General features: G+C 57.3%; 16 protein-coding genes and 1 tRNA gene. 5 read left to right on the forward strand and 12 right to left on the reverse strand.

Annotated elements, in window-relative coordinates; genetic code table 11:
• Positions 1-41: 41 nt before the first annotated feature.
• The 3 genes from lysA to argH all read right to left on the reverse strand — a co-directional run bounded on the left by lysA (position 42) and on the right by argH (position 3,025).
• Positions 42-1,310: a diaminopimelate decarboxylase gene (lysA, locus tag QZ862_RS09625; protein WP_296099390.1), complete on the reverse strand. Its 1,269-nt coding sequence runs from the start codon at positions 1,308-1,310 to the stop codon at positions 42-44.
• 12 nt (positions 1,311-1,322) lie between these two features.
• On the reverse strand, positions 1,323-1,517 hold the full coding sequence (locus tag QZ862_RS09630; protein WP_296017727.1) for a lipoprotein: 195 nt from the start codon (positions 1,515-1,517) through the stop codon (positions 1,323-1,325).
• A gap of 107 nt (positions 1,518-1,624) precedes the next feature.
• Entirely contained in the window at positions 1,625-3,025 is a 1,401-nt protein-coding gene (gene argH / locus QZ862_RS09635) for an argininosuccinate lyase (RefSeq protein WP_296099394.1), read from the reverse strand.
• Positions 3,026-3,047: 22 nt separating this feature from the next.
• Here argH and QZ862_RS09640 point away from each other — a divergent pair, with 22 nt between their 5' ends.
• A complete protein-coding gene (locus tag QZ862_RS09640) occupies positions 3,048-3,716 on the forward strand; it encodes a TlpA disulfide reductase family protein (protein WP_296099397.1) in 669 nt (222 codons plus the stop codon).
• Here QZ862_RS09640 and QZ862_RS09645 read toward each other — a convergent pair whose 3' ends face one another.
• The 7 genes from QZ862_RS09645 to QZ862_RS09675 all read right to left on the reverse strand — a co-directional run bounded on the left by QZ862_RS09645 (position 3,717) and on the right by QZ862_RS09675 (position 9,238).
• On the reverse strand, positions 3,717-4,598 hold the full coding sequence (locus QZ862_RS09645; RefSeq protein ID WP_296017721.1) for a 3-hydroxybutyryl-CoA dehydrogenase: 882 nt from the start codon (positions 4,596-4,598) through the stop codon (positions 3,717-3,719).
• Positions 4,599-4,762: 164 nt separating this feature from the next.
• Entirely contained in the window at positions 4,763-5,692 is a 930-nt protein-coding gene (locus QZ862_RS09650) for an electron transfer flavoprotein subunit alpha/FixB family protein (protein ID WP_296099400.1), read from the reverse strand.
• Positions 5,693-5,715: 23 nt separating this feature from the next.
• Entirely contained in the window at positions 5,716-6,462 is a 747-nt protein-coding gene (locus QZ862_RS09655; RefSeq protein ID WP_296099403.1) for an electron transfer flavoprotein subunit beta/FixA family protein, read from the reverse strand.
• Between the two features lie 181 nt (positions 6,463-6,643).
• Positions 6,644-7,420, reverse strand: coding sequence for a rhomboid family intramembrane serine protease (locus tag QZ862_RS09660; protein WP_296099406.1), 777 nt, complete (start codon positions 7,418-7,420; stop codon positions 6,644-6,646).
• A 29-nt stretch (positions 7,421-7,449) separates the two neighbouring features.
• The gene (locus tag QZ862_RS09665) at positions 7,450-8,037 is read right to left on the reverse strand and encodes a cob(I)yrinic acid a,c-diamide adenosyltransferase (protein ID WP_296039924.1); all 588 of its coding nucleotides are present in this window, start codon (positions 8,035-8,037) and stop codon (positions 7,450-7,452) included.
• Position 8,038: 1 nt separating this feature from the next.
• Positions 8,039-8,236: a twin transmembrane helix small protein gene (locus QZ862_RS09670; protein WP_062423947.1), complete on the reverse strand. Its 198-nt coding sequence runs from the start codon at positions 8,234-8,236 to the stop codon at positions 8,039-8,041.
• Between the two features lie 168 nt (positions 8,237-8,404).
• Complete coding sequence (locus QZ862_RS09675) at positions 8,405-9,238, reverse strand: SDR family oxidoreductase (RefSeq protein WP_296099409.1); 834 nt, start codon at positions 9,236-9,238, stop codon at positions 8,405-8,407.
• A gap of 172 nt (positions 9,239-9,410) precedes the next feature.
• On the opposite strand from QZ862_RS09675, the gene QZ862_RS09680 reads away from it, so the two are divergent.
• Positions 9,411-10,319 carry a YihY/virulence factor BrkB family protein gene (locus QZ862_RS09680; RefSeq protein WP_296022426.1) on the forward strand — a complete coding sequence of 303 codons (909 nt, stop codon included), beginning with the start codon at positions 9,411-9,413 and terminating at the stop codon, positions 10,317-10,319.
• Here QZ862_RS09680 and gluQRS read toward each other — a convergent pair.
• Positions 10,290-11,171 carry a tRNA glutamyl-Q(34) synthetase GluQRS gene (gluQRS, locus tag QZ862_RS09685; RefSeq protein WP_296099412.1) on the reverse strand — a complete coding sequence of 294 codons (882 nt, stop codon included), beginning with the start codon at positions 11,169-11,171 and terminating at the stop codon, positions 10,290-10,292. The genes QZ862_RS09680 and gluQRS overlap by 30 nt on opposite strands.
• Before the next feature lie 54 nt (positions 11,172-11,225).
• Here gluQRS and QZ862_RS09690 point away from each other — a divergent pair, with 54 nt between their 5' ends.
• Both QZ862_RS09690 and QZ862_RS09695 read left to right on the forward strand, forming a co-directional pair.
• Positions 11,226-11,870, forward strand: coding sequence for a DNA-3-methyladenine glycosylase 2 family protein (locus QZ862_RS09690; RefSeq protein WP_296099415.1), 645 nt, complete (start codon positions 11,226-11,228; stop codon positions 11,868-11,870).
• Positions 11,871-11,969: 99 nt separating this feature from the next.
• Positions 11,970-12,527, forward strand: coding sequence for an HNH endonuclease (locus tag QZ862_RS09695; RefSeq protein ID WP_296022431.1), 558 nt, complete (start codon positions 11,970-11,972; stop codon positions 12,525-12,527).
• Positions 12,528-12,551: 24 nt separating this feature from the next.
• On the opposite strand, the gene QZ862_RS09700 is transcribed toward QZ862_RS09695, so the two are convergent.
• Positions 12,552-13,070 (reverse strand): disulfide bond formation protein B, encoded by a 519-nt coding sequence (locus QZ862_RS09700; protein WP_296099418.1) that lies wholly within the window; start codon positions 13,068-13,070, stop codon positions 12,552-12,554.
• A 229-nt stretch (positions 13,071-13,299) separates the two neighbouring features.
• Between QZ862_RS09700 and QZ862_RS09705 the strand changes: the two genes are divergently transcribed.
• Positions 13,300-13,384, forward strand: a tRNA-Leu gene (locus QZ862_RS09705).
• The last annotated feature ends 31 nt before the right edge of the window (positions 13,385-13,415 follow it).

Genomic DNA, 13,415 nt, shown 5'->3' on the forward strand with positions numbered 1-13,415 from the left:
CTCTTTTTTTAGTTCAGTTCGCCTAATCGTGATGACGCCAATCAGTCCAGCCAGGCGGGTAAGGAGTCGAGCGCGATCAGTTCTTCATAGGTGCTGCGAGGACGAACGACATGGAACTGATGGTCCTTGACCAAGACTTCCGGCACCAGAAGACGGGAGTTATACGTTCCGGCCTGAACAGCGCCATATGCACCCGCCGAACTGACCGCGATGAGATCACCCGGCTGAGGTAACGCCATCTCGCGATCAAGTGCCAGATAATCACCGGTCTCACAGACCGGTCCCACCACATCCGCCTTGATGCGCGGCGCATCGGCCGCCGGCTGAACCACCGGACGAAGGCCGTGATAGGCTTCATAAAGTGTGGGTCGAATGAGATCGTTCATGGCCGCATCGACGATGACGAAATCCTTCTCGCCGCCATCCTTCACATAAAGAACTTCGGTCACGAGAATACCGGCATTGCCGACGATCAGCCGACCAGGTTCGGTGACGATCTTGCAATTGAGGCTCTTCAATTCGTTCTTGACGATATGCGCATAGGCATCCGGCAAAGGCGGTGGATTGTTGTCATCCTTGTAGGGAATGCCCAAACCGCCACCAATATCCACATGGCTGATCGTATGACCGTCGCCGCGCAAGGATTCCACCAGCTCGCGCAAAAGTCGGAACGCATCTTCGAAAGGCTGCAAATCGGTGATCTGGCTGCCGATATGCATGTCGATGCCGCTGACATCGATACCGGGCAGCGTTGCGGCATGGGCATAAACCTCCCGCGCCCGCTGATATGAAATGCCGAACTTGTTTTCCTTCTTGCCGGTCGAAATCTTGGCATGCGTCTTGGCATCCACATCCGGATTGATGCGGAAGGAGACATGTGCCTTCTTGCCTGCCTTCACCGCTCGCAGATTGAGGATTTCGAGTTCCGGCTCCGATTCTACGTTGAAGCAGTAGATCCCTACCTCAAGCGCCAGATCCATTTCCGCCGGCGTCTTGCCGACGCCGGAAAACATGATGCGGCTTGCAGGGACGCCAGCGGCCAGCGCGCGGCGCAGTTCACCACCGGACACCACATCGATACCCGCACCAAGCTTGGCCAGCGTTTTCAGCACCGCCTGGTTGGAGTTGGCCTTCATCGCGTAGCAGACCATTGCATCTACATCGCTGAAGGCCTCAGAGAAAACCTTGTAGTGGCGCTCAAGCGTCGCTGTCGAATAGATGTAGAAGGGCGTCCCGACAGCCTTGGCAATTTCAGGCACAGCAACGTTTTCGGCGTGCAGCACGCCGTCGATGTAATGAAAATGGTTCACGTCCGTATTCCGTTATAGAAGCTTATCGAGAACGAAGGGACGTTCCGGCGTCGTTTCCACCTTTTTGTCCGAGCGCTGGTTGCGCTGCTCGACTGGCGTGCTCGGCGCATCAAGATCGCCTTTGCGGCCGCAGCTGGAGAGAGCAAGGCCTGCGGCAAGCGCCACGCTGACCGGAATGATGAAACTGCGAGAGGTTTTAAAGAGCATGGACCCGTCCAAAGGAATTCTTTGCATCTCTGATAACGAAAAACAGGGCGCTTGTGCACCCTGTTTCTTGTGATGGTGGTGTAACGCTGGATTGATCGGTCGACCGATCAGTTGCGACCACGCCACCAGGCAATCTGCTTGCGGACCTCGGACGGCGCCGTGCCGCCAAAACTCGTGCGGCTTGCGACCGACGCTTCGACCGACAGCACGTCGAAGACGCTGGCGGTGATCGCAGAATTGATCGCCTGCAATTCCTCAAGCGAAAGGTCGGCCAAATCGCAACCCTTCTTTTCCGCAAGCGCCACGGCATGTCCGGTCACGTGGTGCGCATCACGGAACGGCAACCCCGCTTCGCGCACCAGCCAGTCGGCCAGATCCGTCGCGGTCGAATAACCGGATCCGGCAGCGGCACGCATACGATCAGCCCTCACCTCCAGATCGCGGATCATGCCAGTCATGGCGGCAATCGCCAGTTCCAGGCTCTCCGCCGCATCGAAAACCTGTTCCTTGTCTTCCTGCATATCCTTGGAATAGGCGAGCGGCAGGCCCTTCATCACCGTCAGCAGCGCGACCAGCGAACCATTGATGCGACCGGTCTTGGCGCGCACCAGTTCGGCAGCATCCGGGTTCTTCTTCTGTGGCATGATAGAAGAGCCGGTGGAAAAGGCATCAGACAGACGTATGAAGCCGAATTGTGGTGTGGACCAGATGACGATTTCTTCCGCCAGACGCGACAGATGTGTGGCGCAGATGGATGCGATGGAGAGAAACTCCAGCGCAAAATCGCGATCCGACACCGTATCGATGGAGTTGCGCGTCGGCTCGCGGAAGCCGAGGGCGTTGGCCGTCATGTGGCGGTCGATAGGGTAACCAGTTCCAGCCAGCGCCGCAGCCCCGATCGGGCTTTCATCCAAGTGCTCGATGGCGTGGCGAACGCGGGCGCGGTCGCGCCCAAACATTTCGACATAGGCCATGCAGTGATGACCAAACGTCACGGGCTGGGCCGTCTGCAAATGGGTAAAGCCCGGCATGACCGTATCGGAATGTTGTTCGGCGCGGTCGAGGAAGGCTGCGATCAGCGCGCTCAACATGGCTTCGGTTTTCTGAAGCTCTTCCTTGACCCAGAGGCGGAAATCGAGCGCCACCTGATCGTTGCGCGAGCGCGCCGTATGCAGGCGACCGGCAGCCGGACCGATCAGAGTGGCCAGCCGCGCCTCGATATTCATGTGAATGTCTTCGAGCTTGCGCGAAAACTCGAATGCGCCCGCCTCGATTTCTGACAGGATCGTGTTCAGGCCCTCGATGATCTTGTCTTTATCTTCAGCCGAAATAATGCCTTTTGCAGCAAGCATGGTGGCGTGGGCGATGGAGCCACGGATATCCTGGGCGTAAAGCTTCTTGTCGAAGCCAATGGAGGCATTTATCTCTTCCATGATGGCTGAGGGACCGGAAGCAAAGCGTCCGCCCCACATCTGATTGGAGGATTTCTGTTCTGCGCCGTCAGCCATTGTGCATGCCCTGGAGTATTCGATGACAGAAAAAAGACCTTTCAGACTTCCTTCCGCCAGACTTGTTGCAATTGCCGCCATCGCCGGCATTGTCAGCGGCGGGGGAGTGGTGTTGTTCAGGCATATTGGGTCTGAAGCTGAGGTTCAAGGGGCAGCGGTAGCGGACGCGGCTTTATGTGAGGGTGCCGGCAAGCGCATCGCATCCATAGAACCGCTGCTGAAAGGCCAACTTGCGGCCATGGCGCCGACCGACAAGCCGCGCGTGATCCCGCTCTCGTTCAAGTCTCCGGAAGGCACGGCGATGACGCAAGCGGATCTCAAAGGCAAAGCAATTCTGCTGAACCTCTGGGCCACATGGTGCGTCCCGTGCCGGGAGGAAATGCCGGCACTGAACGCGCTGGAAAAGGAAAAGGGTAGCGACAGGTTCGAAGTAGCGACGATCAATATCGACACGGGCGAGGATGAAAAGCCGAAGGCCTTCATGAGCGAATACAAAATCGATTCGCTCAAACTTTATCGCGATAGTTCCATGGGCGTGTTCAACGTCCTGAAGAAAGAAGGTCTCGCCTTCGGCCTGCCGGCAACGCTGCTTCTGGATGATAAGGGCTGCCTGCTGGCGTCCATGAACGGCCCAGCTGCCTGGGACAGCCCCGACGCTAAGGCGCTCGTGACGGCAGTTACGCAGCCTTGATCAACGTGTCGGAACCGGTGTCTCGCCACGGTAGTCGTAGAAACCTCTGCCGGATTTACGGCCAAGCCAGCCTGCCTCGACATATTTGACCAGCAAAGGACAGGGACGATACTTGCTGTCGGCCAGACCATCATGCAGCACCTGCATGATCGAAAGGCAGGTATCAAGACCGATGAAGTCCGCCAATTGCAACGGACCCATCGGGTGGTTGGCGCCGAGCTTCATGGCCGTATCGATGGCCTCGACCGTGCCAACGCCCTCATAGAGCGTGTAGATCGCCTCGTTGATCATCGGCAGAAGAATACGGTTGACGATGAAGGCTGGAAAATCTTCCGCAACCGTAATCGCCTTATCCAGCGAACGGACATAGTCCTTGGCAGTCTCAAAAGTCTTCTCGCCGGTCGCAATACCACGCACCAGTTCGACCAGCTTCATCACCGGCACCGGGTTCATGAAGTGAATGCCCATGAACTGTTCGGGGCGATCGGTCGCAGATGCGAGGCGGGTGATCGATAGGGACGAGGTGTTGGTGGCAAGCAGGGCTTCTGGCTTCAACACCGGGCAAACCTGCGCGTAAATCTTGCGCTTTACCTCTTCATTTTCCGTGGCGGCCTCGATGACGAGATCCATCGCAGCCAGATCGTTGAGATCGGAGGAGCCGCCGATCAGGCCGAGCGCCGACTTGCGCGTATCGTCCTCCAGTTTGCCGTTGGAAACCTGACGCGCCAGATTGCCATTGATGGTGGCCAGCCCTGCTTCGATCCTGTCCTTGGAGACGTCGTAGATATGGACCTTGTAACCCGCGAGAGCAGAGACATGCGCAATGCCACAGCCCATCTGACCGGCTCCGATAACACCGATATTCTTGATTGGGCCTGTCATGCGTATCTCTCCTGTTGAATTCGTCTCAGCGCTGGTCACTTCGAAGCGCGTCTTGGCTCTTGAACCGAACCCGGTGGCGCTTCAGATCTTCGTTGTTGCGCATATTGCCACAAAACGAAAGCGGCGCGTCGGTAAAAACGCGCCGCTTGCTATCATTGCGGTGATCAGATTGCTTTTTCAAGCTCTGGCAGAGCTTCGAAGAGGTCTGCGACCAGACCGTAATCCGCCACCTGGAAGATTGGTGCCTCTTCGTCCTTATTGATGGCGACGATGACCTTAGAGTCCTTCATGCCTGCCAGATGCTGGATGGCACCGGAAATGCCGCAGGCAATGTAGAGCTGCGGAGCCACCACCTTGCCGGTCTGGCCAACCTGCCAGTCGTTCGGCGCGTAACCGGCATCGACAGCAGCGCGCGATGCGCCGACGGCAGCACCGAGCTTGTCGGCAACGGGCAGGATGACTTCCTTGAACTTCTCCGAAGAACCAAGCGCGCGACCGCCCGAGATGATGATCTTGGCAGAGGTGAGTTCCGGACGGTCGGACGAAGCAAGCGCGTCCGAAACGAAGGAGGAAACGCCGGGGTTCTCGGCCGCCGAGACGGATTCGACAGAGGCAGAACCGCCAGCCTGAGCCGGAGCAAAGGACGCGGTCCGGACGGTGATGACCTTCTTGGCGTCGGTCGCCTGAACCGTCTGAATGGCGTTACCGGCATAGATCGGACGCTTGAAAGTATCGGCGGACACGACGTCCGTGATTTCGGAAATCTGCGCCACATCAAGAAGAGCGGCCACGCGGGGCAGCACGTTTTTGGCCGAAGCCGTCGCCGGGGCGATGATCACATCATAGGACGCGGCCAGCGAAACGATCAGAGCAGCCAGCGGCTCGGCCAACTGGTTGGCATAGGATGCGTCGTCGGCAAGCAGTACCTTGGAAACGCCGGAAAGCTTCGCAGCTTCATCGGCTGCAGCCTTGGCGCCTGAGCCGGCAACCAGCACATGCACATCGCCGCCAATTTGCGTTGCCGCCGTCAGCGTCTTAGCCGTCTGGTCGGAAAGGGTTGCATTGTCGTGTTCTGCCAGAAGAAGAATGGCCATGGTTTATCTCCCTTTCGCTTTCCTTAGAGGACGCCGTCAGCTTTGAGCTTCGACACCAGTTCGCCAACAGAACCGACCTTGACGCCTGCCTTGCGGCCAGCGGGTTCCTCGGTCTTCAAAACCTTGAGGCGCGGAGCAATATCCACGCCAAAATCGGCTGGCGACTTCTTGTCGAGCGGTTTCTTCTTGGCCTTCATGATGTTCGGCAGCGACGCATAACGCGGTTCGTTGAGGCGAAGGTCGGTGGTAACGACTGCCGGAAGCTTGAGATCGACAGTCTGGAGACCGCCATCCACTTCGCGGGTGACAGCAACCTTGCCGTCGGACGGCTCCACCTTGGAGGCGAAGGTGCCCTGGCCCCAGCCCAGGAGCGCCGCCAGCATCTGGCCGGTCTGGTTGGAATCGTCATCGATCGCCTGCTTGCCGACAATGACGAGACCTGGATTTTCCGCCTCGACCACGCCCTTCAACAGCTTGGCAACCGATAGCGGCTCTACCGTTTCGTCGGTTTCGATCAGAATCGCCCGGTCGGCGCCCATGGCGAGTGCGGTACGCAGCGTCTCTTCAGCCTTTGCAGGGCCGATGGACACGACGATCACTTCCTCGGCCTTGCCAGCCTCTTTCAGGCGCAGGGCTTCCTCGACGGAGATTTCGTCGAAAGGGTTCATCGACATCTTGACGTTGGCAAGCTCTACACCGGAGCCATCCGCCTTGACGCGGATCTTCACGTTGTAGTCCACCACACGCTTCACTGGGACAAGAATCTTCATCGGCAGCCTTCTTTCAACTCCTGACCGTTAAGCGCGTACGCAAACGGTCCTCCTGACAATCAAGTTGAGCCATGGATACGCATTTTTCCATCGAGTTCAACGGAACAATGCTCATGACGCCATGCACTGACGAGATACCTTACGTTGACGTCAACGTAAATACTCGCTCTCAGACTAATTTTCACGGAAACCCGTCGGATGGCCGTTCCGTTTGCGACACGCCCGCGTCTTGCAGCCCCCGATTTTTATGCTGAACCGCCCGCGGCGTAACCAGTGTCCGGTCCAACAGTGGAACGCCGCTTCGACGAAAGAAAACGACAAGGATCGCCCCCGTCAGAATGCCTCCCACATGCGCCCCCCAGGAGACGCTTTCCTCCGGGCTCAAGAGCAGCATGACGAATTGCTGGCCAACCCATAGTGCCAGAGGAATGAAGGCTGGAAGCGGCACCGGAATGCGCATGAAGACCAGCACCCAGACCCGCACGCGCGGATGCAGCAGAAGATAAGCGGCCACCACGCCGGAAACCGCACCCGATGCCCCGATCAGTGGACCTTGGGACTGTGGCGCGATGAACCCGTGAAGCAGCGCACCGGCGGCGGCGCAGGCAAGATAGAAGATCAGGAAGCCGAGATGGCCGAACGCATCTTCGACATTGTCGCCGAACACCCAGAGAAACACCATGTTCGAGGCGAGGTGCCAAAAGCTCAGATGCAGGAACGCATAGGTAAAGATCGTCGCATCCTTCGGCACCAATACCAGCGCAGGGTCGAGCGAAGCATAGTCGAACAGAACGGCGGGAATGAAACCTAGCCCCAGCACCGCAGCGCTTGCCTGCTGCTCGCTCGAAAATGCGCCAACGACCAGCCAGACGAAAATGTTGATGCCGATCAGCGACACCGTCACATATTGCAGCTTGATGTGCTTCAGCGAGTTCGCATCATGCAGCGGGATGAACATGGAATGCGACCTCTGCTTTTACGCTCAACTCAGCGGTTCTTGCCCGGCACCCACAGAACATCCGCCTTTATCGCGTCCGCATTATGATTGGCGAAACGCGCAGCAACGAAAAGGAAATCGGACAGGCGGTTGATGTATTTCAATGCCGCTGGGCTAACGATCTCGTCTTCCATCTTCGCAAGCTCCACCATACGACGCTCCGCGCGTCTCGACACCGTGCGCGCCAGATGCAGATGCGCCGCCGCGGCCGAGCCGCCGGGCAGTACGAAGGAGGTGAGAGCCGACAGCGTGTCGTTCAAAGCATCGATCTCCCTCTCGATACGGGTGACCTGCGATTCGACGATCCTCAATGGCTCGTAAGACAACGGCTTACCATCATCGGGCGTGGCCAAATCTGCCCCAAGATCGAAAAGATCGTTCTGAATGCGAAACAGCATCGCATCGAGCTCCGGCAAATCGGCGGTATGTAGCCGCGCCATGCCGATGACCGAATTTGTTTCGTCCACGTCACCATAGCTTTCCACGCGCAGATCATATTTCGCCCGGCGCGGGCCCGAAACCAGCGCGGTCGTACCATCGTCTCCGGTGCGGGTATAAATCTTGTTGAGCTTTACCATATCAGCGTCCACCTCCTGTGAGCCACAAGGTCAGCATGATCAAAACGATGGCAACCGCCTGCAAGATCAGCCTCAGCTGCATCAATTGGTTGGAACGGTTGGCGTCGGTGCCCTTGAGCATGTTGAACAGGCCGCGGATGAGAACCAGCACAACCAGCCCCATGACGATGACCGCAAGAACGGTGGTAAAGCTCGACATCTCGTTGCCTCCCTAGAGCATGATCCGCGCAAAACTAATCAGTGGCCTTGCGATAGCGGCATGCGACAAAACAAAACCGAAAGCATGAAGAGAGCGAATCTGCTGATCGCGACACGCTTCGGACTCCACACCATTGCTCCGGTTCTAACGGATGAAACGTCGACTTAGCTAGTCGAACTTGCGAAGAAGTCTGTAAAATAGAGAGGCCGGTAAAAGTCGCTTCAGTAACACACCCTGCTTTGCCGGAACCGTTATGATGTAATGCGGTTTCGGACGGCGAGCCGTCAGCGCATGTCGTAGCTCCTTGTAGACGGCTTCCGGTCCAAGCTTATGCTTGTTAACCGGTCCGCTACCGTCCAACCGGGCGAGCTGTCTTCGGTATTCCTCGGCATGAAAAGAGCTCTCGAGATCGATATTGGCCCTGATATGTTTCAGGGCGGTAGACGTAAAGTTCGAGGCGATCGGTCCGGGCTCGATGAGGCTGACATGAATGCCACTACCCTCAAGCTCCATGCGCAGCGTTATCCCAAGTCCTTCAAGAGCGAATTTCGACGCGGTGTACGCGCCGCGATATCGATAAGGCACCAGACCGAGGATGGAAGAGCAATGGACGATTCGTCCCTTCCCTCGTCTGCGCATGAATGGAATCACACGGCAGGTCAGGTCATGCCAGCCAAAAACGTTGGTTTCGAATTGCTGGCGTAGAACCTCTACCGAAATATCCTCCACCGCGCCGGCCTGCCCATATGCCCCGTTGTTGAACAGCGCATCGATGCGTCCGTCCGTGCGGGATGCGACCTCATCGACCAGTGCTGCGATAGTCTCCGGTCTGGTATAATCCATAAGCAGCGCTTCTATTCCGAGCGCCTCCAGTTGCGCCATATCCTGCGTTCGGCGCAGGGTGGCAAAGACCCGCCAGCCATCATGGTGAAGCGCGCTCGCGCAATGAGCGCCGATTCCGGTTGAACATCCGGTGACGATGATGACCGGCTTTTCAGACATGAGTTCCTCGACAATTCACGATGAAGATAAGGAAGTTTGCGTCCCGTTGAATAGCGCACAATTCTTTGCGGTGAAATGGAACCGATGGCCGGTCTCAGGCGCTATACAAATCAAAACCCATTTCCCATATTTCATTGCACCCTACGAATGAAATGCTGATCAAGGAGGTGACATGGCTGCTGCTTTAAGCCTCGCCCGCAAAGTTGCCTTCGACGCCTATATTCATTTTGCAGAGGATGACGGCTGGGCGATGGCAAGCCACGTGGCGCTGTCTGGCCTGCTGGCGCTTTTTCCTTTTCTGATTTTCGGCACTGCATTGGCCAGCTTTCTCGGAGCGGACCAGTTTTCAGAAACAGCCGTCCATCTCATTTTCGATACCTGGCCGGAAGCGATCGCCGGACCGTTGGCGGCGCAGGTACAGCAGGTTTTGACGATACCGCGCGGCGGACTTCTGACCATCTCGGTTCTGGCGGCGGCGTATTTTGCCTCCAATGGCGTGGAGGCGATCCGCATCTCGTTGAACCGCGCCTACCGCGTGACGGAAACACGCTGGTGGTACGTGACCCGCCTGCTCAGCCTCTTCTATGTCGTGCTTGCCGTAGTCGTCTTTACCGGCATCAGCATCGTGCTGGTTGCCGTTCCTGTGGCATTGAAATTCGTCGAAACCCGCTCCCCGCTTTTGACCGAAGTTCTGCAGTTGGTGTCCAATCTCGGCCTCTATGGAACGATCGTCGTTCTGACTATGGGCCTCGTTGCCGCTCATCTTTGGCTGCCAGCGGGCCGTCGTAAACTCTGGGACGTACTGCCGGGTATTCTGCTGACGATGATTTTCTGGATCATCGGTGCTGCGATCTTTGCCTACTATCTCGCAACCTTCGCCAATTATGCCGCGACATATGCAGGTCTGGCCTCTGTAATGATCGTGCTGGTATTTCTTTATATGGTCGGGGTCATTTTCATGTTGGGCGCTGAAGTGAATGCGGCGCTGATGAAATACCGTGTGCGCCGGGTGGTGAAGGTCGGCATCCGCACCGGGAGCCTTAGGCAAGCGCTAGAGGCCGACGAGGCGGCGGATATCTAGGGGCGTATGCCCCTGCTGACGCAGGGTCGATAGCCCCGTGCTGCCTTCGCTTTTGGAAAGCTTGCGTCCATCCGGCCCCAAGATAAGGCGATGGTGACTGTAGTCTGGCGCCGGCAGATCGAGAAGCCTCTGGATAAGTCGATGTACTGAGGTGGCGTGAAACAGATCCAGCCCGCGAACCACCTGAGTCACGCCTTGCAGCGCATCGTCGATGACGACAGACAGGTGATAGCTCGACGGCGCATCTGAACGCGACAGCACCACATCTCCCCATGCCCCCGGGTCTGCCTCGATCGTCCTTTCGCTTCCCTGCCCCAGTTCGTTCCAAGTCAACGGCTCACCGACTTTGGCTAGCGCCTTCTCCATATCGAGCCGCCATGCATGTTTCACCCGAGAAGCAAGCAACGCCTCTACCTCGTGTGGAGCCCGGCGCTTGTCCAGTGGCGGATAGAGCGGAGCACCATCCGGATCACGTGGCCAGGCTGAGCCCGCTCTTTCGTAGTTCACCACGAAAGCCTTGATCTCGCCCCGGCTCATAAAAGCAGGGTAGACCAGACCCATGTGAATGAGCCGGTCGAGCGTTTCGCGATAGTGTGAGAGATGATCTGACTGCCGCCGGACGGGTTGCGGCCACTTCAACCCAAGCCAGGACAGATCCTCGTAGATCCCCTGTTCGAATTCAGGCGTGCAGCGCGTCAGATCGATATCTTCGATCCGCAGCAGGAACTGCCCCCCTTGTGCAAGCGCCATATCATAGTTCAGGAAAGCAGACAGCGCGTGCCCCAGATGCAGAGGACCGTTGGGACTGGGCGCGAAGCGATAGACGGAATTTTGACGAAGGGATGAAGTCATGATGCTTTCTGCCATGTTTGCCAGCCTGTTGTCATCGTGAGCTTCGATGACGCGATGAGGATCGTAAGCTCAATGGCGGATATCGAGGAAGGCATCGCAGCACTTCGTCATGCTGACCCGCGGCTGGAGCCTGTGATTGCATGCGCAGGCGACATTCCTCTACGCCGCACCGAGGCGGGCTTTTCCGGGCTTGCGCACATCGTGGTTTCCCAGATGGTGTCTCGCGCCAGCGCCGATGCCATCTGGCGCCGGATGAAGGCTGGCATGGCTGACGTCACGGCCAAGCATTTTTTGAGCCTGGATGAATCAAGACTTTCAAGCTTCGGCCTATCGAATGCCAAGAAAGCGACGCTTCTGTCGCTGGCCGCCACCGTCGCCACGGGTGAACTCGACCTTGCCGGGATCACCCGCTTGGAAGCGTCGATCGCCATGCAGAAATTGACCGCGTTGAAAGGCATCGGTCCATGGACTGCGGAAGTCTATCTGATGTTCTGCGGTGGGCATGCAGACATTTTTCCAACAGGCGACGTCGCGCTTCAGGCCGCCGTGAGGCACGCATTCGCGCTCGATGCCCGTCCTGGAAAGGCAGAACTGACGGAAAGAGCGCGCATCTGGTCTCCGTGGCGGTCGGTCGCAGCGCGTCTTTTCTGGGCATATTACGCATCCGTCACGCGGCGCAATGCCTTGCCGATTGCCTGAAATCCGCCTTTCTTTTCACGCTTCATTTAGAGGCTTCACAATCCTGTAACAACGGACCTAATATACAGATGCAGATGCCGAATCGATCAGGAGAATCCCTTGACGATTGCAGTTTCACCACAGGCCCTGCCGGCGCTCGTACTGAACGCAGACTATAGGCCGCTGAGTTACTATCCCTTGTCGCTCTGGTCCTGGCAGGACGCGATCAAGGCAGTCTTTCTTGACCGTGTGAACATCATCGCGGAATACGATCAGGCGGTATGCTCACCGAGCTTCTCGATGCGGCTGCCGAGCGTCGTCAGCCTCAAGACCTATGTGCAGCCAACGCGAAATCCCGCCTTCACCCGCTTCAACGTGTTTCTTCGCGACAAGTTTGAATGCCAATATTGCGGATCGCGCGATGACCTGACCTTCGACCATGTCATCCCTCGCGCCCATGGCGGAGAGACGACATGGCATAATGTCGTGGCGGCATGCTCGCCCTGCAATCTGAAAAAGGGCAGCAAGCTGCCTAAGCAGGCAGGCATGTTCCCGCATCAGCATCCCTATCAGCCAACGGTTCAGGATCTGCACAATAACGGGCGGCTCTTCCCGCCGAATTATCTGCATGAGAGCTGGGTGGACTATCTCTACTGGGATACCGAGCTGCAGCCCTGATCTTCGAAGGACTGCAATTTCTCCTTATCGCGCGCTCTTACGGCTTGCACCCCAGAAAGCGATGCCCGCAAGCACCGCACTTGCAATCACGTTCCATCCTGCGAAGGAAAGCCCCAGAACTCTAAGCGCTGCCTCGTTACAGGACGGCGCTTTGATGGCATTAAGATCACTCAGAAGATTGCCCGCATCTGTGGTGATCGACGGGGCGCCTGTGGCGCATGTCGTCGGGCCAGGCCAGAAACCCCATTCAACGCCGGAATGATACACACCAAGTCCAAGCCCAATCAGCATGGCCACACCGATCAAAACGAGCAGAACCCGCGTCAGCGCCACCGGCAGCTTGAAGACGCTGGCAATAATGGCGAGAATACCCATTGGAATGGCGTAATAATACGGATCACGCTGCAACAGACAAAGGGCGCAGGGCGTGTAGCCGCCAATATGCTGGAAACCGAGCGCCGACCCCACGGTGAAGATCATACCCGTAGTGACGAGCACCGCCGAAACAGCACGGCTTTTTTCTACTGAGGCTACATAGGTCATGATCGTCCTTCACAACTTCGGAGATTTTTGAAACCACTTGAACAGGTGGAAAATAAGGCGGGACCACCATCGCTCTAATCCAGCCCGCGCCAGACTGCAATCCTCGGAGCCGCCCAGTTTGAAGCGCCAAAACAAAGTTTCGTGAAACACACTTTTCAGCAAAAACAGGTTGACCAAAGACCCGCGGTTCGTATAGTCCGCCGCATACCAATCGACACGCTTCGGATTTGCCCCTTTGGCGGAATTGGTAGACGCGCCTGACTCAAAATCAGGTTCCGAAAGGAGTGCTGGTTCGATTCCGGCAAGGGGCACCAAACTTTTTTACGTTGCACGACTGAAGCAAGC

It is taken from the genome of uncultured Agrobacterium sp., assembly GCA_913777615.1.
In the GTDB taxonomy this organism is placed as follows: Bacteria; Pseudomonadota; Alphaproteobacteria; order Rhizobiales; family Rhizobiaceae; genus Agrobacterium.

Coding starts and splice junctions, on each gene's coding strand:
- QZ862_RS09630 (WP_296017727.1), bottom strand. CDS start 1,517: ATGCTCTTTAAAACCTCTCGCAGTTTCATCATTCCGGTCAGCGTGGCG.
- argH (WP_296099394.1), bottom strand. CDS start 3,025: ATGGCTGACGGCGCAGAACAGAAATCCTCCAATCAGATGTGGGGCGGA.
- QZ862_RS09640 (WP_296099397.1), top strand. CDS start 3,048: ATGACAGAAAAAAGACCTTTCAGACTTCCTTCCGCCAGACTTGTTGCA.
- QZ862_RS09645 (WP_296017721.1), bottom strand. CDS start 4,598: ATGACAGGCCCAATCAAGAATATCGGTGTTATCGGAGCCGGTCAGATG.
- QZ862_RS09650 (WP_296099400.1), bottom strand. CDS start 5,692: ATGGCCATTCTTCTTCTGGCAGAACACGACAATGCAACCCTTTCCGAC.
- QZ862_RS09655 (WP_296099403.1), bottom strand. CDS start 6,462: ATGAAGATTCTTGTCCCAGTGAAGCGTGTGGTGGACTACAACGTGAAG.
- QZ862_RS09660 (WP_296099406.1), bottom strand. CDS start 7,420: ATGTTCATCCCGCTGCATGATGCGAACTCGCTGAAGCACATCAAGCTG.
- QZ862_RS09665 (WP_296039924.1), bottom strand. CDS start 8,037: ATGGTAAAGCTCAACAAGATTTATACCCGCACCGGAGACGATGGTACG.
- QZ862_RS09670 (WP_062423947.1), bottom strand. CDS start 8,236: ATGTCGAGCTTTACCACCGTTCTTGCGGTCATCGTCATGGGGCTGGTT.
- QZ862_RS09675 (WP_296099409.1), bottom strand. CDS start 9,238: ATGTCTGAAAAGCCGGTCATCATCGTCACCGGATGTTCAACCGGAATC.
- QZ862_RS09680 (WP_296022426.1), top strand. CDS start 9,411: ATGGCTGCTGCTTTAAGCCTCGCCCGCAAAGTTGCCTTCGACGCCTAT.
- gluQRS (WP_296099412.1), bottom strand. CDS start 11,171: ATGACTTCATCCCTTCGTCAAAATTCCGTCTATCGCTTCGCGCCCAGT.
- QZ862_RS09690 (WP_296099415.1), top strand. CDS start 11,226: ATGAGGATCGTAAGCTCAATGGCGGATATCGAGGAAGGCATCGCAGCA.
- QZ862_RS09700 (WP_296099418.1), bottom strand. CDS start 13,070: ATGACCTATGTAGCCTCAGTAGAAAAAAGCCGTGCTGTTTCGGCGGTG.